Origin of the sequence: Paractinoplanes bogorensis, from assembly GCF_018829635.1 — a bacterium.
In the GTDB taxonomy this organism is placed as follows: domain Bacteria; phylum Actinomycetota; class Actinomycetes; order Mycobacteriales; family Micromonosporaceae; genus Actinoplanes; species Actinoplanes bogorensis.
Map to the genome: position 1 here is coordinate 503354 of NZ_JAHKKG010000004.1, position 26916 is coordinate 530269.

Consider the following 26916-nt stretch of genomic DNA (forward strand, 5'->3'; position numbering starts at 1 on the left):
ACATTCAGCGCAGCCTTCGGCTCGCCAGTCCGGCGGGCGGGTTCGCGATCAGCTCCTGGGCCGTGATCAGCTCCAGTTCGCGCGATCCGGACGCCAGGGTGGCCTCCAGGACGCCGAAGACGGACGCGATCGTGCGCTCGAGGGCCGTCGCGGGCTCGCGGGTCGTCCACAGATGGGCCAGATAGAGCGCCGCGGTCATGTCGCCGCCGCCGTTCGGGTTGATCGGCAGCAGCGGCGTGGTCACCGCCCAGGCACCCTCGTCGGAGACGGCCACGACATCCACCGTCCCGGCCTCCGCCTCGCCGTGCACGACGCTGGTCACCAGCACGTGCCGCGGCCCGGTCGCGCGGACCACGTCGACCGCGGCCAGCACCTCGTCCAGCGTGGTGGTCGCCCGGCCGGCCAGGAAGTCCAGCTCGAAGTGGTTCGGCGTGATGATGTCGGCCCGCGGAACGACGACGTCCCGCATGTACTCCGGGATGCCCGCGCGCACGAAGAGCCCCCGGCCGACATCGCCCATCACCGGGTCGCAGCAGTACAGCGCGTCCGGGTTGGCCGCCTTGACCTGAGCCACGGCGTCGAGAATGACCGCGCCGACGGCCGGGTCACCCTGATAGCCGGACAGCACGGCGTCGGCCTGCCCGAGCACACCCCGGTCGGCGATGCCGGCGATCACCTCGGCCACGTCGGCCGGGTCGAGCAGCGGACCGCGCCAGGCGCCGTAGCCGGTGTGGTTGGAGAAGTGCACGGTGAACACCGGCCACACCTCGTGGCCGAGGCGCTGCAGGGTGAACGCCGCGGCCGAGTTGCCGACATACCCGTACGCGACCGACGACTGAACGGAGAGGATCTTCACCCGCTCATCATGCCGCCCACCGCACTGCCGGTCCGACGCTGCCGCCTACGACGTGGCCATCGGCATCACCTCGCCCGGCTCGCCGGCGATCGCCGTGCCGGTGCTGGCATGGCCGCTCTCGGCGGCCGGGTGGCTCGCCGCACCGGCCGTCTTCGGCGCCGTCGCGGGGGCGGTCGTCAGCGTGTCGATCGGCGGGCGGCGGCAGCGCCCGATCGCGGAAGCACTGAGCCGGGACGGCGGCCCGCGTGGCTGAGCGGCAGACCTCCCGCCCGATCATTCCGCTGCTCAGCGACCTGCGCCTGGAAGCTTCTCCGCACTTGCGCAGGAGCTCCTCCATACCGCCTTTCCCAGCTGGAGCGGCACCGAGGCGCGACGCTACGTCGAGCGTGCCCTGACCCGCGTCGGCCGCACCGCGGGCACAGGACCGGCGCCGCCCGGGGTGAGCGTCGGTAGCCGCGGAACACTGGAGTCGGCCGACTTGACCGGCGCCGACCTCACCGGAGTGGACCTGTACGGGGTGGACCTCTGCCACGCGCATCTGTCCGGGGCAACGCTCAGCCGAGCCGACCTGTCCGAGGCCGACCTGAGCTATTTGGACCTCTCCGGGTCCAATCTCGCTGCGGCGGTCCTGCTGCGCGCGGACCTGTCGGAGGCCGACTTCACCGGCGCCAACCTGGCCGGGGCGAACCTCTCGCAGGCCTTCCTCATCAAGGCCAACCTCACCGGAGCCGACCTGACCGGCGCGGTCATGACCAAGCGGACAGTGCTGTTCGGGGCCCGGCTGGTCGGCGCTCGCCTGACCAACGCCCAGCTCGCCGGGGCCAACCTGGCCCAGGCCGACCTGGCCGACGCCGACCTGACCCGCGCCGACCTGACCAAGGCCAACCTGGCCGAGGCGAGCTGGAACAAGGCGACGACGTGGCCCGAAGCCGACGCCGGGTGGATCGCGCAGCGCTCGGAACAGATCGGGGCCGGGCACTACCGCATCCGGCGCGACGGTGGCGCTGTGCTCGCCGCTATGGGGTCTTGACCGCGGGCTTGGTCTCCGCCTTGGTGGCCAGCGCCTTGCTCACCTCGCCCGACGCGGCATCCAGGCCCCAGCCGGTGGTGGTCGAGACCAGCTTGACGCTGGTGATCTTCGCCTTGGCGTCCTGCGGGCACGGCTGACCGACCATCGGGCCGACCGACGTGCCGGAGATGCCGAAGCGCGGCCCGGTCAGCCAGAAGCCGAGGACCGTCTTGCCGCCGTAACCCGCGGCGCCGCGGCCCTTCTCGGTCACGGTGACGTCGAACAGCTCGTAGCGGCCGAACTCGAGCGGATGCACGATCGGGAACGTGCGCTTGCCGCAGCTGACCGTGTAGTTGTCGTTCGTCCAGAAGTCGTGGTTGAAGACCAGCCCGGACGCCTTGGCCGCGAGCGTCGCGTCGTTCCACCCGAACGCCTTGAGCAGATCGGCGCGGCTGACATAGCCCTTCTTGGTCTCAGGATCGTAGGTCACCGCCGCCTGCGCCGGTCCGCCCACCACGAACCCGGCGGCGCAAACCGCTCCGACGACAACGACCCGCACCAGCGCGCGCATGTTTCCGACCCCCTCGTTGACCTGTTCAGGACTCCTAACGATCATTCCCGGAGGACGACCCTGTTCGTTGCGAAACAAGCAGGTCGACGGTCGTGCGGACCAGGTCGAAGTCGGGGTCGGCGACCGGGCGCCCGAAGTGGTAGCCCTGCAGCAGCCGGTAGCCCCGGGCCCGCAGCGCCGCCGCCTGCTCGGCCGTCTCGACGCCCTCGGCGACCGCGCTCAGGCCCAGCCCGGTGCTCACGTGCATCAGCGATTCGGCGATGACCGCCTGCCGGCCCGCCTCGGTGATGCCGTCGACGAACGACTTGTCGACCTTGAGGGTGTCGACCGGGACGGTCTGGAGCAGGCCCAGCGACGAGTGACCGGTTCCGAAGTCGTCCAGGGCGATCCCGACGCCGAGCGCGCGCAGCTCGTGCAGGGCGATCACGGCCTGCCCGCCTTCGAATACGGCGGTCTCGGTGACCTCGGCGGTCAGGTGACGTGCAGGCAGCCCGGAATCGGCCAGTGCGGCGGCGACGGTGGCCGCGAAGCCGGGCCGGTTGAGCTGGCGGGCCGACACGTTGACGCTGACCCGGCCCGGACCGGCGTCGCCCAGTTCGGCGCGCCAGCGGGCCATCTGCTCGACCGACGTCCGCAGGATCCACTCGCCGAGCTCGACGATCAGGCCGTTCTGCTCGGCCGCGGGCACGAACTGGACCGGGCTGACCAGGCCGCGTTCCGGGTGCTCCCAGCGCACCAGGGCCTCGACCGCGGCCACCGAGCCGGTCTCGAGGTCGACGATCGGCTGGTAGACGACACGGAACTGGCCGGTGTCGAGCGCGGTCCGCATCTCGGCGCCGAGCTGGGCGTGGGAGCTGGCGTGCTCGTCGAGTTCGGGGCTCCACACCCGTACGGGCTCACCGGTCTGTTTGGCCGCGTACATGGCCGCCTCGGCCCGGCGCAGCACCTCGACCGGCTCGCACCCGCCCGTCGCGCTGATGCCGATCGCGACGCCCACCAGCATCTGGTGCCCACCGGCCTCGACCGGCTCGCGCAGAGCCCCGACCAGGCCGGCCGCGACCTCCTCGGCCGGCCCGGCGACCAGCACCGAGAACTCGTCGCCGCCCATCCGGGCCACCAGCGAGCCGGCCGGCGTGGCCTGCTCGAGCCGCCGGGCCAGGATGTCGAGCACGCGGTCGCCGACCGGGCGGCCGAGCTCGTCGTTCACGTTCTTGAAGCCGTTGAGGCCTAGATAGACGACCTGCCGGTCGGCGCCGGCGACGGCCAGCTCGCTGGAGAACCGGCGGCGGTTGGCCAGTCCGGTCAGCTCGTCCCGCAGCGTGACGCCGCGCAGTTCGGTGGCCTGCCGCTGGAACCGCCCGGCGATCCCGGCCATGCGGACGATCACCAGGAGGGTCAGCACGATGCTGCCGGCCAGGACGGCCTTGCGGTCGGTCAGGCCGACCACGACCTCGGGAAAGAACAGGAGGGCGGGCGGAATCAGCGCGCACGCGGCGAACAACGCCACCCGGCGGCGGCCCACGGCGGTGCCCTCGACCGGGCCGTCGACCCGGGTCAGGCCGGCCATCGAGGGATGCAGGGCGCCGGCCGCCCAGGCGGCGTAGGCGAGCAGGAAGATCGCGTCGAGGCCGTGTGTGCCCGTGCCGAAGCGGTTGGCCAGCGCGTAGCCGGCGTCGGCGAGGAAGGTGAAGCCGGTCAGCGACGCGAGGATCCGGAGGCTGGTGGTGCGGCTCGACGAGTCGGCGAGCACCCGGATGAGGATGGCCAGGAAGGTCAGATCACACCCGATGTAGGTCGCCGCGAACATCGAGTCGATGAACTGGCCGGTGCCGCTGGGGTTCGGGTGCAGCAGGAAGACCCAGGTGACGATGGTGAGCGCGGTGGCCACGGCCGACGCGTCGGCCGCCTCCCCGAGCGAGCCGCGGCGCAGGCGCACCAGCAGAAGCAGGCCGAGGCCGCTGAACACGTACGAGCCCAGGAACAGCGCGTCGGCGAAGGGCCGGCCGGTGTCGAGGGCCAGATCTCCGAGCAGCCAGACGGCCCGTCCGGCCGCGAGCAGATACCACATGGCCGGCCGCGCGGGCCGGTGGATCCGGATGCCGAGGACGATGCCGCCCAGACCGCCCAGCGCCACCGCGTAGTAGATCACCTTGGCGACGGCGCTCCCGGCGGGGACGACGGCGTAGGCGGCCGCGGCGATCAGGCCGATCGCCAGCCACCAGCGCCAGAGCAGGGCGGTACGCATGCCCTGACGCATCGGCGGGCCCGGCCCCGACCTGAGCGATCACGCGGTCGGCAGCGTCACCGTGAACAGGCTGCCGCCGCTGGGGGCGGGTGTGGCGGTGACCGCGCCCCCGTGGGCGTCGACGATCGCCTTGGTGATGGCCAGGCCCAGACCGGTGCCCTTGGTGCCGTTGCGGACGGCGTTGCTGGCCCGGAAGAAGCGGTCGAACAGGCGCTCGTACTCGTCCTCGGGCACCCCGATGCCGGTGTCGGCCACCGAGATCATCGCCTCGCCGGTGGAGGAGACGTCCAGGGAGGCGGTGACGGTCACCGTGCCGCCCGACGGGGTGTACTTCACCGCGTTGCTCACCAGATTGTCGAGGACCTGACGCAGGCGTACGGGATCGGCGTGCACCGGCAGGTGGCGCGGCACGTCCAGGGTGACCGTCAGGCCCTTGGCGTCCGCGGCCGGCTGCTGGGCCTGCACCGCCTCACGGACCAGGCGGGCGGCCGAGATCGGTTGCGGGTCGATGTGCATCTGGCCGGCCTCGAGCCGGGCCAGGTCGAGCAGGTCGTCGACCAGGTGCTGCATGTGGCCGGAGCGCCGGTCGATCACCTCGGCCAGGTGGCGCTGCTCGTCGGTCAGGCCGGGGTCGTCGAGCAGGGTCTCGCTGTAGCTGCGGATCGCCCCGAGCGGGTTGCGCAGCTCGTGGCTGACCATGCCGACCATCTCCTCCTGGGCCGCCGCCAGCCGGGCCTGGGTCGCGGCCAGCGAGAGGGCCAGTTCCTCGGCCCGGCGGCGTTCCATGTGCCGGCCGAGGTGGGCGCACACGCCGTCGAGCAGGTCGAGCACCTCGGGGTCGGGCTCGATCGGGACGGCGGTGAAGAACAGCAGCACCCCGAGCACCTTCTCGTCCGAGCGCACCGGCACCCCGATCGCGCTGTGCAGCCCGGCCGCGCGTACCTGCTCCGCCTTGAGGACGGTCCGGGGATCGTCCAGCACCTCGGTGATCCAGACCTCGGTGTCGTTGGCCCAGGCGTTCCCGGCGATCCCCACGCCCTTGCGCACGAGCGGGGGCCGGTCGGGGATGCCGTGGCCCGGCGCGGCCCAGCTGCCGACCCGGATGATCGTTCCGGACAGGTCGTCCACCTGCCAGAACTCGCCGAGCGCCCAGCCCAGACCGGCGCCCACGGCGGCCACCGTACGATCCGCCGCCTCCCCGGCACTGTGCGCGTCGGCCAGCCCGCGGGCGACGTCGAGCCGCAACTCCCGGAACGTCTCGGCGCGCCGCTGCTCGGTGATGTCGTGCATCGCCACCACCGCACCGAGCCGGCGACCGTCCGGTGTCTCGAGCGGGCGCGCGTTCACGTGGAAGCGGCGCGGGCCCTCGCCGTCGCGGGCGATCACCATTTCCGCGCGGTCAACCCGCTTTCCCCCGTACGCCTGCACGAGCGGGATCTCGTCGACGGCGAGCGGGGTGTGACCGTCGGGGCCGAACATGTCGTACGCGCGGGACCAGTCCCCGGCCGGCAGGTCCCCGCTCACCCCGCGCCCGTGGATGTCGCGCAGCGCCTGGTTGAACAGGGTGAGCCGGCCGTCCTCGTCGCAGGCCCCGACCCCGGTGTCCAGGCTGTCCAGCAGCGCCTGCAGGAACGCCCGCTCGTGCTCGAGCTGGCTCCGCTCGGCCTGCCGGTCGGTGATGTCGTGCAGGAAAGCGTGGAACCCGCTCTCGGCCTGCAGCAGGCTCATCTCGACCGGGAACTCGCTGCCGTCGCGCCGCCGGGCGGTCAGCTCGACGCGCCGCCCGACCAGCGTCGACGGTCCGCCGCTGTGCAGCCGGGCCAGCCCGGCCGAGTGGGCCGCGATGTACCGGTCCGGGATGATCAGATCGGACACCGGCCGGCCCAGGGTCTCGGCCGCGCGGTAGCCGAAGATGCGCTCGGCGGCCGCGTTCCAGCCGATCACGATGCCCCACGCGTCGATCGACACGTGCGCGTCGGGCGCGGTGTCGAGCATGCCGCGCAGGCGCTGGGCGGCCAGGGCCTCCTCGCGCTCGGCCGATCGCAGCGCGATCTCGGTCTCGGCCGCGGCGGCCAGGTCCTCGACCAGCAGCAGTTCGCGGGGTTCCCAGTCGCGGGCCCGGTCGTCGAGCACCCCGAACGCACCCAGCGGATAGCCGTCGGGGCTGCGGATCGGGAAGCCCGCGTACGCGACCACACCGTCCCCGATCGCCGGATGCCCCGCGACCCGGTCGTCGGCGCGAGCGTCGCTGATCATCAGGGGCGCGTCGGTGTCCACCACGATCAGGCAGAACGTGCGGTCGGGCGCGGTGCCGTAGTGCCCGGCCACGTAGCGCCGGTCGGCTCCGACCAGCGACACCAGTGCCTGCGACGCGCGCAGCTGGTGGGCCGCGGCCCGGGCCAGGCGGTCGAGCGACGGGTACGCGGGACCGCCGAGCATCCCGGTGCCGCGCAGCCGCAGCAACCGGGCCGCGTCGGTCAACCGGCCGTCCGCCCCCACGTCATGCGGTTCGGCCGCGCGGGCCGGGAGCTGAGGCCGAACTCTTGTCTGCTGCGGAATCAGTGGCAGGATGGCTCCCAAACACTCCGATCCTCCGTCTGGAGACCGCGTGACCGCGAAGACCGTGCTGCACAACTTCATCGGCGGCGAGTCGGCCGCGCCCGCCGAGGGACGTTACGAAGACCTGATCGACCCGGCCACCGGCGAGGTGTTCGCCTCGGCCCCGGTGTCCGGCCGGCCCGACGTCGACCGCGCGATGAAGGCCGCCTCGACCGCGTTCGAGTCGTGGCGCAACACCACCCCCAGCGAGCGCCAGCAGGCCCTGCTCAAGTTCGCCGACGCCGTCGAGGCCAAGGCCGGCGAGCTGGTCAAGGCGGAGTCGCAGAACACCGGCAAGCCGCTCGGCCTGACCGCCAGCGAGGAACTGCCCCCGGCGATCGACCAGATCCGCTTCTTCGCGGGCGCGGCCCGGGTGCTCGAGGGCCGCTCCGCCGGGCAGTACATGGCGGGCTTCGAGAGTTACGTGCGGCGCGAGCCGATCGGTGTGTGCGCGCAGGTCACGCCGTGGAACTACCCGCTGATGATGGCCGTCTGGAAGCTGGCCCCGGCGCTCGCGGCGGGCAACACGGTCGTGCTCAAGCCGTCGGACACCACCCCGGTCACCACGGTGATGCTGGCCGAGATCGCCGCCGAGTTCCTGCCCGCGGGCGTGCTCAACGTGGTGGTCGGCGACCGCGACACCGGCCGTGAGCTGGTCACCCACCGGACGCCGCAGATGGTGTCGATCACCGGCTCGGTCCGGGCCGGCATGGAGGTCGCCTCGGCCGCCTCCGCCGACCTCAAGCGCACCCACCTCGAGCTGGGCGGCAAGGCCCCGGTCGTGGTGTTCGACGACGCCGACATCGCGGCCGCGGCCGAGGCCATCGCCGTGGGCGGCTACTTCAACGCCGGCCAGGACTGCACCGCCGCCACCCGCGTGCTGGTGTCGCCCGGCGCCTACTCCGACTTCGTGGCCGCGCTGTCCGAACAGGCCAAGGGCACGAAGACGGGCGCCGCCGACGACGAGGACGTGCTCTACGGCCCGCTCAACAACGCCCGCCAGTACGAGCGGGTGGCCGGCTTCGTCGACCGCCTGCCCGACCACGCCGTACTCAACGCAGGTGGCGCGCGCGTCGGCGACCGCGGCTTCTTCTACTCACCGACGGTCGTCTCGGGTCTGAAGCAGACCGACGAGGTGATCCAGGACGAGATCTTCGGCCCGGTCATCACCGTCCAGCAGTTCACCGACGAGGACGAGGCGGTCGCCTGGGCCAACGGCGTCGAATACGGCCTGGCGTCGTCGGTCTGGACCAAGGACCACGGCCGCGCGATGCGGATGACGCAGCGCCTCGACTTCGGCTGCGTGTGGGTCAACTGCCACATCCCGCTGGTCGCCGAGATGCCGCACGGCGGGTTCAAGCACTCCGGCCACGGCAAAGACCTTTCCGTGTACGGCCTGGAGGACTACACCCGCATCAAGCACGTGATGCACGCTGTTTAATGGCGTCGCTCCGCTCCGCGTGGCAATCGCCTTGTAACCGGTGAGGAGGCACGCGATTTCCCGCCGTCAGCAAACCCCGCTGCCGTCGGAAAATCGAGTGCCTCCTCACCGGCGGCGATTGCCGGTCGTCACAGTCCCCAAGCGCATAACCCCGGGGGCGGAACTCTGAGCGGTCAGCGCTCCTGGAGCTCCCACGGGGAGCCGTACTCGACGAGCTTGTCGAGGAACGGGACCGGGTCGAACGCCTCCGGGCCGAGGACGCCGGCGCCGGACCAGGTGCCCGCGGCCAGCAGCTCGAGGGCCACGATCGGGTTCACGGCGGTCTGCCAGACGACGGCCTGGGCTCCGTACTCGCGCATCGACCACTCGTTGTCGACCAGGTGGTACAGGTAGACCTCGCGCGGGTTGCCGTCCTTGCCGGTGCCGGTCACCCACGTACCGGCGCAGGTCTTGCCGGTCATCCGGTCACCCAGCGTGGCCGGGTCGGGCAGCGCGGCCGCCACCACGTCACGCGGGGAGACCTCGACACCCTTCACGCGGACCGGCTCGGTCTTGTCCAGGCCCAGTTTGCGCAGCGTCTTCAGCACGTCGATGAACTCGGTGCCCAGCCCGTACTTGAAGGTCACCTTGCGGGCCTCGACCCAGCGCGGGATCAGCAGCACCTCCTCGTGCTCGACGTGCACGCACTCGACCGGGCCGATGCCGCCCGGGAAGTCGAACACCTCGGGCTCGGCGAACGGCTCGGTGGTGTACCAGCCGCGGCCCTTCTCCCAGATCACCGGCGGGTTCAGGCACTCCTCGATGGTCGTCCACACCGAGAACGACGGCGCGAAATCGAAACCCTCGACGACCAGATTCGACCCGTCCCGTACGCCGATCTCGTCGATCTCGCCGAACAGATGGTCGGCCGCATATCGGGCGAAGATGTCGGAGAGCCCGGGCTCCACGCCGATGCCGACGAGCGCGAGCCGGCCGTCCGACTCCCACGATTCCGCCACGGCGAACTGCTCGTCACCCAACTTCACACCGGTTTCCTCGTACGGGGAAACGGGGTGGGGTTTCGACAAGGACATCGCCATGTCGAGGTAGTGAGCGCCGGCCGCCGCGGCCCCCTCGAAGACGGGCATGACGAAGCGCGGGTCGACGGCGTTGAACACGTGGGTGATTCCGTGCTCGCGGCAGAGCTCGGCTACCGCGTCCTGGTCGGTGGCGTCGATCTTGGCAGCGACGAACCGCGGGTCTTCCGTGTTGCTCGCGGCTCTGGTGGCCCGGCCGAGGTCGTAGTCGGCCACGACGAACAGCTCGAAGAAGTCGCGGCGGGCCGCGATCGACGCGGCAGCGGATCCGACACCGCCCGCTCCGACGGCAAGGATGCGCATGAGAGACCGTACCTTTCGGGAATTTCGGTCGTGAGATCACTGAAACCGTGCCCCAAGAGCCTTGACGCCACGGAAATGCTTGTCAAGAGCGATCAACTCTGCGATAAACGCAGGACGACTGGTCCCGCCGTCGTCTCATCCAGAAACGGATTCCATTGATAACCGCAAACCGGACGAGTGATTCGATTGCCGTGCACCGGTCGGCCGGGAAGAATCGCGGCGTGACGGCGGACGTGGCACTGGACGACATCAACAAGCAGATCATCGAGCACCTGCAGCGCGACGGGCGGATGTCCTACGCGACGCTGGCCAAGACGATCGGGCTCTCCGAGGCGGCCGTACGCCAGCGGGTGCAGCGCCTGCTCGACGGCGGCCTGATGCAGATCGTGGCGGTGACCGACCCGCTGACCCTCGGGTTCGCGCGGCAGGCCATGGTCGGTCTCAAGGTGAACGGCGACCTGCGCGCCATCGCCGACGAGATCGCCACCATCCCCGAGGTCGACTACGTGGTGATCTGCGCCGGCGGCTTCGATCTGCTGGTCGAGCTGGTCTGCACCGACGACGAGCACCTGCTCGACCTGCTCAACGAGAAGGTCCGCTCGATCAAGGGCGTACTCGCGTGCGAGACGTTCATGTATCTCAAGCTGGCCAAACAGACGTACGCGTGGGGAACCCGATGATCCCGTCCTTCTGGCTGAGCACCCTCGACCCGGTCACGCCGCGGCCCCCGCTGCCCGGCGACCGGTCCTACGACGTGGTGATCGTCGGGGGCGGCTACACCGGACTGTGGACGGCCTACTACCTGTCGCAGGTCGCGCCGCACCTGTCGATCTGCGTACTCGAGGCTTCCTACTGCGGATTCGGGGCCTCGGGCCGTAACGGCGGATGGGCCTCGGGCCTGTTCCCGGTCGGCCACGCCAAACTCGCCCGGCGGTACGGCGCCGCCCAGGCCACCGCAATGCATGCTGCACTGGCCGGCGCGGTGGATGAGGTGGGCCGGGCGTCCGCTGCTGAGGGGATCGACTGCCACTACGCCAAGGGCGGGACCATCTCGCTCGCGCGGTCGCCCGCGCAGTTGCGGCGCGCGCGCAAGTCGGCCGGCTTCCTCCCGCAGGACGAAGCCGCGGCAATGTGCAACGCGACCGACGTGCTCGGCGGCGTCTACAGCCCCGACTGCGCGGCTCTGCACCCGGCGCGCCTGGTACGTGGGCTGGCGGACGTTGTTTCGCGACATGCCGACATCTATGAGGGCACGCGGGTCTTGTCCATTGCGCGCGGCTCGGTCACCACTTCCCACGGCACGGTCACGGCCGGGACGGTGGTGCGCGCGCTCGAGGGGTACACGTCGCAGCTCGAGGGGCACCGGCGCGCGCTGGCTCCGGTCTACTCGCTGATGATCGCCACCGAACCGCTGCCCGAGTCGGACTGGGAGCGCATCGGCCTGGCCCGCCGCGAGACGTTCACCGACGAGCGCCACATGATCATCTATGGCCAGCGCACGGCCGACGACCGGCTGGCCTTCGGCGGACGCGGCGCGCCCTACCACTTCGGGTCACGCGTCGAACCGTCGTACGACCAGGTCCCCGCGGTCTTCGACAGCCTGGCCCAGACGCTGACCGACATGTTCCGCATCCGCCCGCGGATCGCGTACCGGTGGGGCGGCCCGCTGGGCATCCCGCGGGACTGGATGCCCAGCGTCGGCCTGCGCGACGGCGTCGCCTGGGCCGGTGGTTACGTGGGCGACGGTGTGGCCGCGGCCAACCTGGCCGGCCGCACGCTGGCCGACCTGATCGCCGGCGAGACCACCGAGCGCACCACGCTGCCCTGGGTCAACCACCGCTCGCGGCGCTGGGAGCCCGAGCCGATCCGCTGGCTGGGCATCAACGCCGCCCTGCGCGCGACCACGCTGCGGGACGCCCTCGAGAAGCACCCCGCGCCCGCCCGCTGAGCCCGCTCACCTGGTCAGGTTGACCAGATTGCCGTCGGGGTCGTGGACGTGCGCGACCCGCTGCCCCCACGGCATGTCGTTGGGCGCGCCGAGCAGCTTCCCGCCGAGCGCCTCGACCGGCCCGAGAAGCGCGTCGACGTCGTCGACCTCGATGCTGAGCGCGTAGCGGGCCGACGCCTCGTGCCCGGCGTCCGGCTCGTTGACCAGCCCGAGTTCCGAGTCGCCGATCCGCAGCCCGACATAGAAGACGTCGCCCTCCTCGGGGAAGCGCATCGTCTCGACCGCCCCGAACACCCCCGCATAGAAGGCGAGCATCCGGTCGAACCGCGGCGTACTGAGGATTGATTGCACCGTAGACATGTCTCTCAGACCGCACCCGGCCCTCCAACTCATCGCTGCTCGCCTAGAGTTCCTCGCGTGGATGACCCGGAGACCATCGCCGCCGGCATCGCGCGGCTCGACGACGTCACCGGCGTCTGGGCCGTGGCCGACCAGGGCGACGCCGACTTCGTGGCCGACCTGGGCCTGGCCTTGTGGCATGTGCACGGCAGCGACCCGTCGCCGCCGTGGCAGTACCGCAGCGTCTTCGACCGCGTGCTCCGGCTGCTCACCCTCACGCCCGGTCCGATCGATCCCGCCGTACGCCTCCTCTCGGTCACCATCGACCGACGCCAGGCCCGGTACGTGGCGTCTCTGCTCGCGTCCGCGCATTCCGCCGCTTCCCTCCAGGCGTTCGACGACATGCCCGAACTGTGGGCGTGCCTGCGGCAGGAGCTGGTGCTGCGTGGACAGCCGGTATGGCCGGTGGACGGCTCGCACCCGCTGGACTGGTTGCCGTCGACGCTGCGGCCGATCGAGGGACAACCTCGCCTGCCGCGGTACGGCATCAACGGCATGAGCGGTGCATTGCCGTCGGCGAGTGTGCGGCCGATGGCCGGGACCGCCGCGCTGCCCGGCTGGCACGAGACGACAACGGGGTCGCGCATCGACGCGGCTGTCCGGAACTGGGCCGAGCACTCGAACGGCCGGATCGAGGCGCGGACGTTCGCGTTCGACGACGACCTGACGGCCGAGGCGGTCGGCGCCGCCCTTGCGGGTGTGGGGCTGAAGTCCGTACGGGAAACGGGGTCGGGTTGGGGTCTGACCTCGGCGGCCGATGCGTGGACCCAGCTGTTCATGGCGGCGTCGGCCGGCGGTGCCTACGGCGGGGCGCAGTTCGGGGCGTACGGGCGGCTGCTCGCCTGGCAGTCCCTGGGTGCGCTGGCCGGTGCGGACGACGACGTGACCTCGATCGAGGCTCTCGCCGGCGGATGCGAATGGTTCTGGTTCGCCGGCGCCTCCGACTGGTTCGAGCAGGTCGCGTGGGACATCGGCCTGGCCGCGGTGTCACCCGGCCGACGCCGGCTGGCCGTCCTGGCCGCGACGGACACCGACTGATGCTGGACGAGGTGCTGCGCCCGGCCGTCCGGGTGCGCGTGACCGATCGCGGCCCGTCCGGCCCCCTGGTGCTGGAGGTGACCGACGCCGCCGCGATCGGGCGGCTGCGCGCGGCCCTCACGACCACCGGCTCGACCGGCGCCTACTGCGCGTGCCACGGCGATCTCGGTTTCGACTTCCTCGACGCCGACGACCGGAGCCTCGCCGTGGTCGGCTTCCACCATGCCGTGACGCTGCGCTGGTCCGGCTGGGAAGACGGAGACGCCCGCTTGCGCGACGGCCGGGCGGTACTGCACTGGCTGGCTGATCAGGGGCTCCCGGAGCCGCTCGCCCAGGAGGAGCGACGCCGGCACGAGCGTTCGGAGGCCCAGCGGGTCGAGCAGAGCTGGATCGCCGCCGCGCCGCCCGTCGTGCGCGATCTGGCCGAGGTGGCCGCGAACGCCAGCCACACCAACGGCGTGATCCCGCCTGACCTCTACGACCGGTTGCGTGAGCGTCTCACCGCGGCGTTCCCCGGCCCGCTCGAGCGAACCGGCGTGCTGCTGGCCTGGTACGGCGCCGGTACGGGCCGGCTGAGCGGCTACCCGGTCCACGAGGCGGCCCCCGCGCCGCTGCTGGCCGAGACGCCGATCGCCCGCATCGTCGAGACCCTGCTGACCCACCCGGACGACGACGCGATCGCGGCCGGGGCGATCCGCCACCTGCGGCACTGGAAGAGCCGCCCACACCTCAAGCGCGACTTGGCGACGATCCCCGAGGCGCTACGGGCACGGCTGAACCTGAGCTGACGCCACCCGCCCAGCGAATCGTTCACAGCGGCAACACCACTGCTGACCAGCGCCCGGCTCACCGCCGGGCGCTGCTTGTCAACCCGGCCCAGCCGACCTGGTCCGTGTCGAAGGCACCGGCAGTTGCGGCGCCGGCCTGGCCTCAGCGGAACTGCGGCACCAGGTCGGCGGCCAGGCGCTGCATCGGGGTGTGGTCGTAGGCGACCCGCGGCACGTAGAACAGCACGTAGTCGGCGCCCGCCTCGACCAGGCGCTCGACCCGGCCGATGGTGTCGGCGGTGGACTCGGCCAGGTCGAGCTCGACCGTGGTCGACTTGGTGATCGCGCCGAAGTCGCGGCCCAGCCGGTCGCAGTGCTCGCGCAGCACGGACAGCTTGTGCCGGATCGTGTCCGGGTTGCCGCCGCCGATGTTGCAGCCGTCGGCGTACTTGGCGACCAGCTTCAGCGTCACCTTCTCGCCGCCACCGCCGAGCCAGAACTCGGGCTTGCGCCGCGGCTGGTTGATCGGCTCGTCGATCGAGAAGTGCCTGCCCTGGAAGACCGGCCGGTCCTCGGTCCACATCTTGTGCACGATCTCGACGGCCTCGCGGAACTCGGCCATCCGCTCCGGCACGTCCTTCCACTCGTAGCCGTACGCCTTCCACTCGTGCTCGTACCAGCCCGCGCCGAGCCCGGCGATCAGCCGCCCGTGGGACGCCACGTCGACCGTCGACGCGATCTTGGCGTACAGGGAGGGCTGGCGGTAGCCGTTGCAGCCGACCATCTGGCCGATCCGCACCCGGCTGGTGTCGCGGGCCAGCGTCGAGGTGGCCGTCCAGCACTCGAAGACCGAGTTCAGGGTCGGTTCGGGAACGGTGTGGAAGTGGTCGTACAGCCAGATCGCGTCCCACGGGCCGGCGTCGGCGACCCGGGCCACCTGGGTCATCGCCTCGTACTGCTCGACCGGGTCGGCGATCTCGGCCAGGTCCATCTTCCAGCCCTGCGGGACGAACACTCCGAAGCGCACACTCATGATCCTCAACCTAATCGATGCTTGGCAAACACCGCCGGTGGGACAAGAGTGTCGTGAGATCCACGCGTCACGGGGGAAGCGGGAACTCATGTACTACATCGCGCTCGACGCCGTCCGGCGGCGGTCCGGGCCGGCGCTGCTGCTGGGGTTGCTGGCCGCGCTGCTGGCGACCGGGGCGAGTGCCGCGGGCTGGTACGGCCTGACCGTGTCGTCGCGCAGCGCCGGGGCCGAGGTGCTGCGGGCGCCGGTCGAGGAGCGCGTCATCCTGGCCCGGACGGTGGGGGAGGCCACCAGCGATCCGCGCGGGTCGCTCGACCGGTTCGCCGCGACCGTGCAGGGGCTGCTGGCGGTGCCCTCGGGGACGCCGGTGCTGGGCGTGGCCCACGGTGCGACGTACTACTACCCGGGCCGGGGGTCGGCCGCGACCGGGCTGCCGATCGCCTACCGCGACGGGTTCTGCGACCACGTGAAGGTCACCGGTGCCTGCCCGTCGGCCGCCGGTGACGCGGTGATCAGTGCCGACACGGCCGCGCGGCTCAAGTTCAAGACCGGGGACAGTTTCTCCGTACGGTCGTCGACCTCGGCCGATCCGCTGACGTTCCGGGTGACCGGCGTCTACCAGCTCGTCGATCCCGGTGGCACGTACTGGAGCGACAAGCTGTTCCGGTCCCAGGGCTCGCTCGACCCGTTCTTCACCTCGCTCGACACGTTCCGCAACCCGCTGCTCAACCGCCCGATCTACGCGTGGGATCTCGACGTGCCGGTGCCCCTGTTGCGCGGCGACGGCGCGTACGACCTGAACGGGCTGGTCAACGAGGCGGGCCCGCGGTTCGCGGCGGCGCAGCTCGAGTTCTCCGCCCCGACCGGCAAGCTCGTCGACCGCGTACGGGAAGAACGTATCGCCGTGGCCCGGGGTATCGGCATCGCCCTGGGCCAGCTGGCCGTCCTCGCCTGGTTCGCGATCGCGCTGGCCGGCCGCTACACCGGTCGCGAGCGCCGGGCCGACGCCGGCCTGCTCAAGCTGCGCGGCAGCACGGCGCGCGGAATCCTGCGGCTGGCCCTGAGCCAGCACGTGGTGCCGCTGACCGGCGGTGGGCTCGTGGGCTGGGTGGCGGGTTTCCTGCTGGCCTGGCCGCTGGCCGGCGGGCTTCCGGTGACCGTCGAGCTGTGGGCCGCCCTGCTGCTCTCGCTCGGCCTGGTCGTCGTGGTGCTCGGCATCGCCCTCCTCGTGCTGCTGGCCGTCGACGCGTTGCAGCAGCGGGCCCCGGTGGCGACGCTGCTGCGGCGGGTGCCGTCGGCGCGGGGCGACTGGCGGTCCGCCGTGGTCGACCTGGCCCTGGTCGCGCTGGCCGCCGGCGCCGTCTATCAGGCCCGCGGGAACGGCAGCGGGCTCGGCGTGGTCGCGCCCGGACTGGTCGCGCTGTCGGTCGGGCTGCTGCTGGCCCGGCTGCTGCGCCGGGCGGCCGACCGGGTCGGCGCGGTGGCGCTGCGGGCGGGCCGGATCCGGCTCGGGCTGACCTCCGTCCGGGTCTCCCGCCAGCCCGGCACCGACCGGGTGTTCGCCCTGGTCGTGGTGGCCGTCGCGTTGACCGCGCTGACGTTCGGCACCTACTCGGCGGCCCGGGCCGAGCAGACCGTCCGGGCCGACGTCGAGCTGGGCGCCCCGCGGGTGCTCACGGTCACCGCCGCCACCCGCACCGAGCTGCTGCACGCGGTGCGCCGGGCCGACCCGGCCGGCCGGTACGCGATGGCGGTCGTCCTGGACACCTCGTCCAACCCGGCGATCCTGGCCGCGGACAGTGCCCGCCTCGCCGCCGTCGCCACCTGGCGTCCCGAGTACGGCCCGGCCGGCGCGCTGACCGCGGTGCCCCGCCCGGCGGTGCTCCCGCTGGTCACCGGCACCCGGCTGACCGTGGCGGTGACCAGCCGGCGCACCACAGCCACCCTGCTCGGCGCCACCCTGCAGCACGAGGGGACCGGCGAGAGCGTGCGGGTCGAGTTCAAAGGCATCCGGCCCGGCGCGAGCACCGTGTCGGCGGCGCTGCCGAAATGCTCGGTCGCGCCCGGCTGCCGGCTGGTCGGCTGGGAGCTGTTCACGCCCGAGGGCTCGGACGACGGCTCGGTCACCATCCGCTCGCTGACCCAGCAGGGCCCGGCCGCGACCGTGCTGACCGGCGCCCAGCTCTCCGACGTCAAGCTCTGGCACGGCGAGTTCGGCAGCGCGGCGGCCGAGCTGTCGACCACCGGGGGCGGGCTCACCATGACCACGATCACCGGTGGTTCGATCAAGGCGGTGGTCGTCGACTCGCCGTTGCCGCAGCCGATCGTGCTGGCCGGGCCGGCGCCGAGCCCGTGGGCCTTCGACGACGCGGCGGTGGGCCGGTTCGGCGACCCGGCCGCGCCCGTACGGATCGTCGCCGCCGCCCACGTGCTGCCGGTGCTCGCCGGCCCCGGCATGCTCACCGACCTCGACGCGGCCCGGCGGGTGGCCGGCGACAGCGACCAGGGCGGCCTGCTCCAGGTGTGGCTGACCGCGGACGCCCCGGCCTCGGTCGTGGACGCCATCGGCCTGCCGGTGCTGTCCGACCGCACCGCCGCCGCCCGGGCCGAGGACCTGGCCGCCGACGCCTCGGTCGTCACCATGCCGTTCGGCCTGTTCGGGGCGGCGCTGTCCGTGCTGATCGCGGCTGCCCTGCTCGGGGTGGCGGCCGCCGTCGACCGGGAGCCGCAGCTCGAGCACCTGCGGGCGTTGCGGGCGCAGGGCCTGTCCCGCCGGGTCGCGCTGGCCACGGCGTACGCCGGGGCCGGGTCGGTGGCCCTGGCCGGGCTCCTCGGCGGGCTGGTCGCCGCGCTGGTCGCCCGCCCGGTCTCGGACCTGACCGCACCGCCGTTCGCGGACGGCTGGCGGGTGATCCCGCCACCGGGTGTGCTCGGCCCGGTCGCCCTGACCGTGGCCGGGGTGGCCGGCCTGATCGTGCTCGGTGCGACCGCCTGGCTCTCGGTCCGCCGGCTGAGCGGGGAGCTGTCGTGATCGCCCTCGTGCTCGCCATGGTCTGGGCCCGCCGCGGCCAGGCCCTCGTCCTGGCGTTGCTGGCCCTGTTCGGGGTGACCGCCGCGGTGGCCGCCCCGGCCTACCTGCGCGCGGCCGACCGCGCCATCGCGGCCGGGCAGGTCGCGACGGCCGCGCCCGACGACCTGTCCCTGTCGGTGCGGGCGTTCCAGAACGACCAGCGCAAGGTCCCGGCCGGATCCGATCCGGTCGGGCCCAACCTCGAGCGCGACGGCGCGGCGCTGCTCGGCATGCCGGGCTTCGACTACGTCTACTCGGTCGAGTACTTCAGCATGGGTATCGAGCCGACCGATGCGTACGCCACCAAGACGGTCTATCGCCAGAACGTGTGCGACCACCTGGTCATGACCGCGGGCCGCTGCCTGGTCGGCGAGGCCGACGTCGTCCTGCCCGAGGAGACCGGACGCCGGCTGAAACTGCGGCCGGGCGACTCCATCGAGATGACGTTCGCCCTGCACGTCGCCCCGCAGGGAGAGCCGCCGCACTACATCGAGAACGGCCGGGCGCGGCGCTTCCTGGTCGCCGGCCTCTACCAGGTCCCGTCCCCGGGGGACGTCTTCTGGGGCCGGCACGCCTACTTCGACCCGCCGGCCGGGTTGCCGCCGGGCGCCGGCCGGCCCGTCTTCGTCACCAACGCCACCGTGAAGGCGACGGACCGGGGCGCGGTGGAAACCGGTCTCGACGCTTCGCCGCGGCCGGGGACCCTGTCGGTCGACAACCTTCCCGCCGTACGCACCGGTCTGGCCGCCGTGGAGTCCGGGGTGACCCTGCTCGGCGGCGGGGTCGACCTGCGCAGCGGCCTGCCCGACCTGCTCACGCGGATCGACTCGGGCCGCGCCGCCGGGCACCGCCTGGTGCCGGTGCTCGCCCTCGCCCTGGTGCTGCTGGCCTGTCTGACGATCTTCCTGGCGGTCGGCTACGGCACCGAGGGCCGGCGCCCGGAGCTCGCCGTGGTCGCGCTGCGCGGCGCCCGCTGGGGGCAGCGGTGGTGGCTGGCCACCGGCGAGAACGTGGTCGCCATCCTGATCGGCGCGGTGGCCGGCTGCGTGGCCGGGCAGCTGCTGGTCAACGCGTTCAGCGCCTGGCGGTTCCCCGGGGTCGGGGCCGATCCCGGGCTCGACTCGCTGCGCTGGGCGCCGGTGGCCGCGTTCGCCGCCGTCCTCACCGCCCTGATGGCCGAGCGGCGGCAGATCGCCACCCCGGTGGCCGAGCTGCTGCGCCGGGCCCCGGCCGTGCCGAACAGCGCGCGGGCCATCGCCGTCGAGGTCGTGGTGGTGATCCTGGCCGTGGTCGCGGTCGTGCAGCTGCGGGCCGGGCTGCGCGGCGTCGGCACCGCGGCGGCCGCGCTCGTGCTGGTGGCGGGCTCGCTGGTGGCCGCCCGGCTGCTGGTGCCGCTGGCCACCGTCCTCGGCCGGTGGGCGCTGCGCCGGGGCCGGGCCGGGATCGCGCTGGCCGCCTTCCAGCTTTCCCGCCGGCCCGGTGCGGTCCGCCTGTTCGCGCTGCTCACCGCGGCGGTGGCGGTGGTCGGGTACGCCGCCGCGGCGGTCGACGTGGCCGCGCACGGCCGGTCCGACGAGGCGGTCCTCGGCACCGGCGCGACCCGGGTGATCCAGCTCGGGCCGACCAGCCGGCAGAACCTGCTCGCGGCGGTGCGAGCGGTCGATGAGTCCGGATCGTTCGCCATGGCGGCCATGCGGCTTCCGAAGGATCCGGCCGGACCGGTCGTGGTCGCGGCCGATCTGTCCCGGCTGGCCCGGGTCGCGGCCTGGCCGGCCACCGGGCCGAGCGCCTCCGAGGTGGCCGCGGCGCTGCTCGATCCCCGGGTCGCGCCGCCGGTCGGCATCACCGGCACCGACGTGTCGTTCGACATCACCGCCCGCGGCTTCCAGCCGGGCAAGGCGGTCACGATGACGGCGATCCTGTCGCCCCGCGACGGCGGCAACGACGAGATCGTCCCGCTCGGCGTGCTGCGGAACGGCCGGGGTGCGTACGGGACGAAGGTGGCCGCGTGCGCCCGCGGGTGCACGCTCAACTCGCTGCGGATCGCCGGCGGCGAGGGCTCGCTCGACGTGGCCGGGCAGATCACCGTCCACCGGCTCGACGGCGTCCCGGCCGCGGTGCTCACCGACCCGTCCCGCTGGCGGGCCACCGAGGGCGGCGGGATCGCCCCGGAGGGCTCGCCGGACGGGCTGCACATCGAGGTGACGTCGCTGAACGGGCTGCCCGCGGGCATGTTCGTCCTGCCCGTGGCCACGCCCTGGCCGCTGCCGGTGGCGGTGGCCGGCATCGGCACGCTCTCCGCCGTCGAGGGCTTCGACGCCCGGGCAAAGGCGGTGTCGGTGAAGCTGGCCGTGGCGGCCGTGCCCGGTGGCGGATCGCCCGCGGTGCTGACCGACCTGAGCTACGCCGACCGGGTGGCGACCGACGGCGCGACCAGCACCAACGGCATGGTCTGGCTGACCTCGGAGGCACCCGCCGACATCGTCGCCCAGTTGACCGCGCACGGGCTGACGGTGATCGGCGACGTGCGGGCCGGCGAGGTGCGCGAGCGGCTCGACGCCGAGGGCCCGGCGGTCGCGCTGTGGTTCTACGTGATCGTCGCCGGGCTGGCCGCCGCCCTGGCCGCCGGGGCGCTGATCCTGGCCGCCGCGGTCGACCGGGACCGCCGCGTCGAGGATCTGTCGGCCCTGCGCGGCCAGGGCCTGACCCGGGCCGCGCTGCGTCAGGCGACCCTGTGGACCTATCCTGTGATGGTGGTGGTCGCGCTGGTCGCCGGTCTGGGCGTGGCGTTGCTGGGCTGGTGGCTGACCGGCTGGGCGCTGCCGCTGGCCGGCCTCGAGCCGCCCGAACTGCCGCTGGCCGGCTGGCCACGCGTGGTCAGCGTGCTGCTGACCGCGCTGGGCACCCTGCTCGTGCTGGCCGGGGTGGCGGTGCTGACCGGGCGCCGTACCCTGGGCCGGATCCGCTGAGCAGGATACCCCTACTCAAGTCAGGGGTTACCCGGCACCGAAGCCCGTATCTCCCGCGACAGGGCCCCTGTAGGGTGCTGACGAAGCATTTCAGGTGAGGTAGGGGCGCTTTCCGGTGTTCAGTCGAATTGCCATCGTCAACCGTGGTGAGGCCGCGATGCGGCTCATCCATGCCGTTCGTGAGCTGGCCGCGCAGACCGCGACCCCGATCGAGACGGTGGCCTTGTTCACCGACGTCGACCGGGGCTCGACGTTCGTGCGCGAGGCCGACATCGCGTACGACCTGGGCCCGGCCGCGTCCCGGCCCTATCTCGACCTCAAGACCCTCGAGCGGGCGCTGATCGACAGCGGCGCCGACGCGGCCTGGGTCGGCTGGGGCTTCGTGGCCGAAGATCCGGCGTTCGCCGAACTGTGCGAGCGGATCGGCATCACGTTCATCGGGCCCAGCCCCGAGGCGATGCGCAAGCTCGGCGACAAGATCGGCGCCAAGCTGATCGCCGAAGAGGTCGGCGTCCCGGTCGCGCCGTGGAGCCGCGGGCCGGTCGAGACCCTCGAGGCCGCCCTGGCCGCGGCCGAGCACATCGGCTACCCGCTGATGCTCAAGGCGACCGCCGGCGGTGGCGGCCGCGGCATCCGGGTCGTGCGCGACCCCGACTCGCTGGCCGACGCCTACGAGCGCACCAGCCAGGAGGCCGCCCGCGCCTTCGGCAGCGGCATCGTCTTCCTCGAGCGCCTGGTCACCGGCGCCCGCCACGTCGAGGTGCAGGTCATCGCCGACGGCCAGGGCACGGCGTGGGCGCTCGGCGTGCGCGACTGCTCGGTGCAGCGCCGCAACCAGAAGGTCATCGAGGAGTCGGCGTCGCCGGTGCTGCCGGCCGAGCGCGTCCTCGAGCTCAAGACGTCGGCCGAGCGGCTCGCCGTCGCGGTCGGCTACCGGGGCGCGGCCACGGTCGAGTTCCTCTACCACCCGGGCGACGACCTGCTGGCCTTCCTCGAGGTCAACACCCGCCTCCAGGTCGAGCACCCGATCACCGAGTCGACCACCGGGTTCGACCTGGTCAAGGCCCAGTTGCACGTGGCCTCGGGCGGGCGCCTGACCGGCGAGCCGCCCCTTGAGCGCGGCCACGCCATCGAGGCCCGGCTCAACGCCGAGGACCCCGACCGCGACTTCGCCCCGTCGCCCGGCCGCATCGCCCGGCTCGACCTGCCCGCCGGGCCCGGCATCCGGGTCGACACGGGGGTCAGCGAGGGCGACACGATCCCCGGTGACTTCGACTCGATGATCGCCAAGGTGATCGCGTACGGGAAGGACCGGGACGAGGCCCTGGGCCGCCTGCGCCGGGCCATGGCCGACACCACCGTGGTCATCGAGGGCGGGGCGACCAACAAGAGCTTCGTGCTCGACCTGCTCGACCAGCCCGAGGTGATCGACGGCTCGGCCGACACCGGCTGGATCGACCGCGTCCGCGAGCAGGGCCGGCTCGTCTCGCACAAGCACTCCGCCGTCGCGCTGGCCGCGGCCGCCATCGAGGCGTACGAGGAGGAGGAGCTGACCGAGCGCCAGCGCCTGCTCTCCACCGCGTTCGGCGGCCGGCCCCAGGTGCGGCACGAGAGCGGCACCCCGCTCGACCTCAAGCTGCGCGGCGCCACCTACCGCGTCCGGGTCGCCCGGATCGGCGCCCGCCGGTTCCGGGTCAGCATCGAGGCCGGTCACCTGCTGCGCACGGCCGACGTCGAGCTCGAGCGCTTCGACGAGCACACCGGCCGCATCACTGTGAACGGCGAGCGGCACCGGGTGCTGACCGGCGCGCACGGCGCGATCCTGCTGGTCGAGGTCGACAGCGTCACCCACCGGATCAGCCGCGACGAGGGCGGCGTGCTCCGCTCGCCGATGCCGGCCCTGGTCATCGCCACCCCGCTCGAGCCGGGGGCCGAGGTCGAGGCGGGCGCGCCCGTGCTCGTGCTCGAGGCGATGAAGATGGAGGCCGTGATCCGCGCGCCGTTCAAGGCCCGGGTCAAAGAGGTCGCGGTCACCGTCGGCGCCAAGGTCGACTCGGGTGCCCCGTTGCTGCGGCTCGAGCCGATCGGCGACGCCGAGGCCGAGCAGGAGGCGGCCGCCGGTGAGGTCGAGATCGACCTGCCCGAGGCGCCGGCCGCGCCGACCGGCCGGCAGCAGGTCGCCCGCGGTCAGGAAGACCTGCGCAGCCTGCTGCTCGGGTTCGACGTCGACCCGCTCGACGAGCGCCGCGTGCTGGCCGACTATCTGGCCGCCGCGTCCGGCGAGACGCACCGCCCCCTCGCCGGTGAGGTCGAGCTGATCGAGGTCTTCGCCGACCTGGCCGACCTGGGCCGCAACCGGTCGGCCGGCGACGACGGCCCCGGCGACACCCACGTGCACAGCGCCCGCGAATACTTCCACTCCTACCTGCAGAGCCTCGACGTCGAGCGGGCCGGGCTGCCCGAGTCGTTCCAGGCCCGGCTGTCCAAGGCGCTCGGCCACTACGGCGTCAAGGAACTGGAGCGCACGCCCGAGCTCGAGGCCGCCGTCTTCCGCATCTTCCTGGCCCAGCAGCGCGCCTCGGGCGACGCCGCGGTCATCGCCACCCTGCTGCGGGCCTGGCTGCAGTCCTCCCCGCCCGACGAGTCGCTGCGCGAGCCCGCCGGTCTGGCCCTAGAGCGGCTGATCGCGGCCACCCAGGTGCGCTACCCGGCCCTGGCCGACCTGGCCCGCGGCGTCGTGTTCTCGTGGTTCGGCCAGCCGCTGCTGCTGCGCAACCGGGCCCGCGTCTACTCCGGCATCCGCAAGCACCTGCGCCACCTCGACCTCGAGCCCGCCTCGGCCGACCGCGCCGACCGGGTGGCCGAGATGGTCCGCAGCACCGAGCCGCTGGTCCGGCTGCTCGGCCAGCGCCTGGTCCGCGACAACCTCGACAACTCGGTCATGCTCGAGGTGCTGACCCGCCGCTACTACGGCAACAAGGGGCTCACCGGCCTGCGTACGTCGGGCCTGTTCGTGGTGGCCGAGCGGGCCGGGTCGTGGATCGTCTCGACGGCCGTCCGGTTCGACCGGCTCGGCGAGGCCCTCGACGGGCTGGCCGCCCTGGCCGGCGACGCCGCGATCGACGCCGACATCTACCTGTCGTGGGAGGGCCAGCCGGCCGACCCCGACGAGCTGGCCGCCGCGCTGTCCGAAGTGGTCGGCGCCCACCCGCTGCCCGCCCAGGTCCGCCGGCTCACCACCACGGTGGCCGGCCGCGGCGGCGCGGTCATGCACCACCACCTCACGTTCCGCCCGTCCAGCGCCGGGATGGCCGAGGAACGGCTGATCCGCGGCCTGCACCCGTACATCGCCCAGCGCATGCAGCTCGAGCGGCTGCGCAAGTTCGACCTGACCCGCCTGCCGTCGTCCGACGAAGAGGTCTACCTGTTCCGCGCCGTCGCCCGGGAAAACGCCGGCGACGACCGGCTGGTGGCGTTCGCCCAGGTGCGCGACCTGACCGAGCTGCGCGAGCACGACGGCCGTCTGGTCTCGCTGCCGACCGCCGAGGACACGATCGCCACCTGCCTCGACTCGATCCGCCGGGCCCAGGCCCAGCGCCCGTCGGACAAGCGGTTCAGCACCAACCGGATCGTCATCTACGTGTGGCCGCCGATCTCCATCACCCGCGAAGAGATGGAGATGATCGCCCGCCGAGTCCTGCCGACCAGCGCGGGTGCCGGCCTGGAAGAGATCCTGTTCATCGGCCGCTACCGCGACCCGGCCTCGGGCGAGCTGACCAAGGTCGCCGTGCGCATCTCGAACGACGCGACCGGCGCCCCGGTGCTCACCATCGGCGAGCCCTCCGACGAGGTGGTCGAGCCGCTCGACAACTACCGGCTCAAGGTCCTGCGCGCGGCGGCCCGCAACACCGTCTACCCGTACGAGTTGACGGCGCTGCTCGGCTCCTTCCGCGAGTACGACCTCGACGATTCGCACACTCTCGTCCCGGTCGACCGGCCCAAGGGACGCAACAGTGCGGCCCTGGTCGCCGGTGTGGTCTCGTCGGTCACCGAGCGCCACCCCGAGGGCATCACCCGGGTCGTGCTGCTCGGCGACCCGACCAAGGCGCTGGGCGCGCTGTCCGAGCCCGAGTGCCGGCGCGTGATCGCCGGCCTCGACCTGGCCGAGCAGATGGGCGTGCCGCTGGAGTGGTACGCCCTGTCGGCCGGTGCCCGCATCTCGATGGAGTCCGGCACCGAGAACATGGACTGGGTGGCCGCCGCACTCAAGCGGATCGTCGAGTTCACCCAGGCCGGCGGCGAGATCAACATCGTGGTGGCGGGCATCAACGTCGGCGCCCAGCCGTACTGGAACGCCGAGGCCACGATGCTCATGCACACCAAGGGCATCCTGGTCATGACGCCCGACTCGGCGATGGTGCTCACCGGCAAGCAGTCGCTCGACTTCTCCGGCGGCGTCTCGGCCGAAGACAACTTCGGCATCGGCGGCTACGACCGGGTGATGGGCCCGAACGGTCAGGCGCAGTACTGGGCGCCCGACCTGGCCGCCGCCCGCGACGTGCTGATGTCGCACTACGACCACACCTACATCGTGCCGGGCGAGGTCTCGCCGCGCCGGGCCGTGACGGTCGACCCGATCGACCGCGACATCTCGTCGTTCCCGCACTCCGCGGCCGGCAGCGACTTCACCACCGTGGGCGAGATCTTCTCGGCGGCGGCCAACCCCGACCGCAAGAAGCAGTTCGACATCCGTACGGTGATGCGCGCGCTGGCCGACCAGGACCACGCGGTGCTCGAGCGCTGGGCCGGCATGGCCGACGCCGAGACCGCGGTGGTGCAGGACGTGCACCTCGGTGGCATCCCGGTCTGCCTGCTCGGCATCGAGTCGCGTTCGGTGTCGCGGCGCGGCTTCCCGCCCACCGACGGCCCCGACACCTACACGGCGGGCACCCTGTTCCCGCGCTCGTCCAAGAAGGCGGCCCGGGCGATCAACGCGGCGTCGGGCAACCGGCCGCTGGTCGTGCTGGCCAACCTGTCCGGCTTCGACGGCTCACCCGAGTCGATGCGCAAGCTCCAGCTGGAATACGGCGCTGAGATCGGCCGGGCCATCGTCAACTTCGACGGCCCGATCGTCTTCACGGTGATCTCGCGCTACCACGGCGGCGCGTTCGTGGTCTTCTCGAAGATGCTCAACCCGAACATGACGGTGCTCGCGCTCGAGGGCTCGTTCGCCTCGGTGCTGGGCGGCGCGCCGGCCGCGGCCGTGGTCTTCACCGGCGACGTGAACCGGCGGACGGCGGCCGACCCGCGGGTCAAGGAGGCCGAGGCCCGCGTGGCTGCGGCCTCGGGTGGCGACCGGGGTGCCCTGGCGGCCGAGCTCGACGAACTGCGCAACGCGGTCCGCACCGAGAAGCTGGGCGAGGTGGCCACCGAGTTCGACCGTGTCCACAGCATCCAGCGGGCGGTCGAGGTCGGCTCGGTCGACGCCGTCATCAAGGCCACCGAGATGCGCCCGCGCATCATCGAGGCCATCACCAACGCCCTGCGCCGCCAGGGCCGCTGACACCCGCGTTTCCTCGCACCGCGCCGTCCT

General features: G+C 72.7%; 17 protein-coding genes. 10 read left to right on the plus strand and 7 right to left on the minus strand.

Features of this window, described 5'->3' with window-relative positions:
* Positions 1-4: 4 nt before the first annotated feature.
* Positions 5-856, minus strand: a complete 852-nt coding sequence (gene pdxY, locus KOI35_RS14175; RefSeq protein ID WP_215787436.1) for a pyridoxal kinase PdxY — start codon at positions 854-856, stop codon at positions 5-7.
* Positions 857-908: 52 nt separating this feature from the next.
* Here pdxY and KOI35_RS14180 point away from each other — a divergent pair, with 52 nt between their 5' ends.
* The gene (locus KOI35_RS14180) at positions 909-1109 is read left to right on the plus strand and encodes a hypothetical protein (RefSeq protein WP_215787437.1); all 201 of its coding nucleotides are present in this window, start codon (positions 909-911) and stop codon (positions 1107-1109) included.
* A 186-nt stretch (positions 1110-1295) separates the two neighbouring features.
* Positions 1296-1886 (plus strand): pentapeptide repeat-containing protein, encoded by a 591-nt coding sequence (locus KOI35_RS14185; RefSeq protein ID WP_308120965.1) that lies wholly within the window; start codon positions 1296-1298, stop codon positions 1884-1886.
* On the opposite strand, the gene KOI35_RS14190 is transcribed toward KOI35_RS14185, so the two are convergent.
* From KOI35_RS14190 to KOI35_RS14200, 3 genes are read right to left on the minus strand one after another with little or no spacing between them, the layout of a single operon-like run.
* A complete protein-coding gene (locus KOI35_RS14190; RefSeq protein WP_215787441.1) occupies positions 1873-2436 on the minus strand; it encodes a hypothetical protein in 564 nt (187 codons plus the stop codon). The two genes, KOI35_RS14185 and KOI35_RS14190, sit on opposite strands and share 14 nt — an antisense overlap.
* Positions 2437-2470: 34 nt before the next feature.
* Positions 2471-4681 (minus strand): putative bifunctional diguanylate cyclase/phosphodiesterase, encoded by a 2211-nt coding sequence (locus KOI35_RS14195; protein WP_215787442.1) that lies wholly within the window; start codon positions 4679-4681, stop codon positions 2471-2473.
* A gap of 39 nt (positions 4682-4720) precedes the next feature.
* Complete coding sequence (locus tag KOI35_RS14200) at positions 4721-7162, minus strand: PAS domain-containing sensor histidine kinase (RefSeq protein ID WP_215787444.1); 2442 nt, start codon at positions 7160-7162, stop codon at positions 4721-4723.
* A 127-nt stretch (positions 7163-7289) separates the two neighbouring features.
* On the opposite strand from KOI35_RS14200, the gene KOI35_RS14205 reads away from it, so the two are divergent.
* Positions 7290-8720: a gamma-aminobutyraldehyde dehydrogenase gene (locus tag KOI35_RS14205; protein WP_215787446.1), complete on the plus strand. Its 1431-nt coding sequence runs from the start codon at positions 7290-7292 to the stop codon at positions 8718-8720.
* A gap of 173 nt (positions 8721-8893) precedes the next feature.
* Here KOI35_RS14205 and KOI35_RS14210 read toward each other — a convergent pair whose 3' ends face one another.
* Positions 8894-10099, minus strand: a complete 1206-nt coding sequence (locus tag KOI35_RS14210) for a saccharopine dehydrogenase family protein (protein WP_215787448.1) — start codon at positions 10097-10099, stop codon at positions 8894-8896.
* Between the two features lie 221 nt (positions 10100-10320).
* Here KOI35_RS14210 and KOI35_RS14215 point away from each other — a divergent pair, with 221 nt between their 5' ends.
* Positions 10321-10779, plus strand: a complete 459-nt coding sequence (locus KOI35_RS14215; RefSeq protein WP_215787450.1) for an Lrp/AsnC family transcriptional regulator — start codon at positions 10321-10323, stop codon at positions 10777-10779.
* Positions 10776-12047, plus strand: a complete 1272-nt coding sequence (locus KOI35_RS14220) for an NAD(P)/FAD-dependent oxidoreductase (RefSeq protein WP_215787998.1) — start codon at positions 10776-10778, stop codon at positions 12045-12047. The genes KOI35_RS14215 and KOI35_RS14220 overlap by 4 nt, the downstream gene beginning before the upstream one ends.
* 6 nt (positions 12048-12053) lie before the next feature.
* Here the strand turns inward: KOI35_RS14220 and KOI35_RS14225 are convergent, their stop codons facing one another.
* Complete coding sequence (locus KOI35_RS14225) at positions 12054-12398, minus strand: VOC family protein (RefSeq protein ID WP_215787452.1); 345 nt, start codon at positions 12396-12398, stop codon at positions 12054-12056.
* Between the two features lie 66 nt (positions 12399-12464).
* Here KOI35_RS14225 and KOI35_RS14230 point away from each other — a divergent pair, with 66 nt between their 5' ends.
* Positions 12465-13484, plus strand: a complete 1020-nt coding sequence (locus KOI35_RS14230) for a DUF6183 family protein (protein WP_215787453.1) — start codon at positions 12465-12467, stop codon at positions 13482-13484.
* The gene (locus KOI35_RS14235; protein ID WP_215787455.1) at positions 13484-14272 is read left to right on the plus strand and encodes a hypothetical protein; all 789 of its coding nucleotides are present in this window, start codon (positions 13484-13486) and stop codon (positions 14270-14272) included. Before KOI35_RS14230 ends, KOI35_RS14235 begins: the two co-directional genes overlap by 1 nt.
* A gap of 142 nt (positions 14273-14414) precedes the next feature.
* Here KOI35_RS14235 and KOI35_RS14240 read toward each other — a convergent pair whose 3' ends face one another.
* On the minus strand, positions 14415-15284 hold the full coding sequence (locus KOI35_RS14240; RefSeq protein ID WP_215787457.1) for a TIGR03560 family F420-dependent LLM class oxidoreductase: 870 nt from the start codon (positions 15282-15284) through the stop codon (positions 14415-14417).
* An 88-nt stretch (positions 15285-15372) separates the two neighbouring features.
* Here KOI35_RS14240 and KOI35_RS14245 point away from each other — a divergent pair, with 88 nt between their 5' ends.
* The 3 genes from KOI35_RS14245 to KOI35_RS14255 all read left to right on the plus strand — a co-directional run bounded on the left by KOI35_RS14245 (position 15373) and on the right by KOI35_RS14255 (position 26886).
* Entirely contained in the window at positions 15373-18315 is a 2943-nt protein-coding gene (locus KOI35_RS14245; protein ID WP_215787459.1) for an FtsX-like permease family protein, read from the plus strand.
* The gene (locus KOI35_RS14250) at positions 18312-21323 is read left to right on the plus strand and encodes an FtsX-like permease family protein (RefSeq protein WP_215787461.1); all 3012 of its coding nucleotides are present in this window, start codon (positions 18312-18314) and stop codon (positions 21321-21323) included. The genes KOI35_RS14245 and KOI35_RS14250 overlap by 4 nt, the downstream gene beginning before the upstream one ends.
* 115 nt (positions 21324-21438) lie before the next feature.
* Positions 21439-26886, plus strand: coding sequence for an ATP-binding protein (locus KOI35_RS14255; protein WP_215787462.1), 5448 nt, complete (start codon positions 21439-21441; stop codon positions 26884-26886).
* Positions 26887-26916: the final 30 nt, after the last annotated feature.

Excerpts from the sequence above, each read along its gene's own strand:
- KOI35_RS14195 (WP_215787442.1), bottom strand. The coding sequence starts at position 4,681 with ATGCGTACCGCCCTGCTCTGGCGCTGGTGGCTGGCGATCGGCCTGATC.
- KOI35_RS14245 (WP_215787459.1), top strand. The coding sequence starts at position 15,373 with ATGTACTACATCGCGCTCGACGCCGTCCGGCGGCGGTCCGGGCCGGCG.
- KOI35_RS14190 (WP_215787441.1), bottom strand. The coding sequence starts at position 2,436 with ATGCGCGCGCTGGTGCGGGTCGTTGTCGTCGGAGCGGTTTGCGCCGCC.
- KOI35_RS14220 (WP_215787998.1), top strand. The coding sequence starts at position 10,776 with ATGATCCCGTCCTTCTGGCTGAGCACCCTCGACCCGGTCACGCCGCGG.
- KOI35_RS14210 (WP_215787448.1), bottom strand. The coding sequence starts at position 10,099 with ATGCGCATCCTTGCCGTCGGAGCGGGCGGTGTCGGATCCGCTGCCGCG.
- KOI35_RS14235 (WP_215787455.1), top strand. The coding sequence starts at position 13,484 with ATGCTGGACGAGGTGCTGCGCCCGGCCGTCCGGGTGCGCGTGACCGAT.
- KOI35_RS14240 (WP_215787457.1), bottom strand. The coding sequence starts at position 15,284 with ATGAGTGTGCGCTTCGGAGTGTTCGTCCCGCAGGGCTGGAAGATGGAC.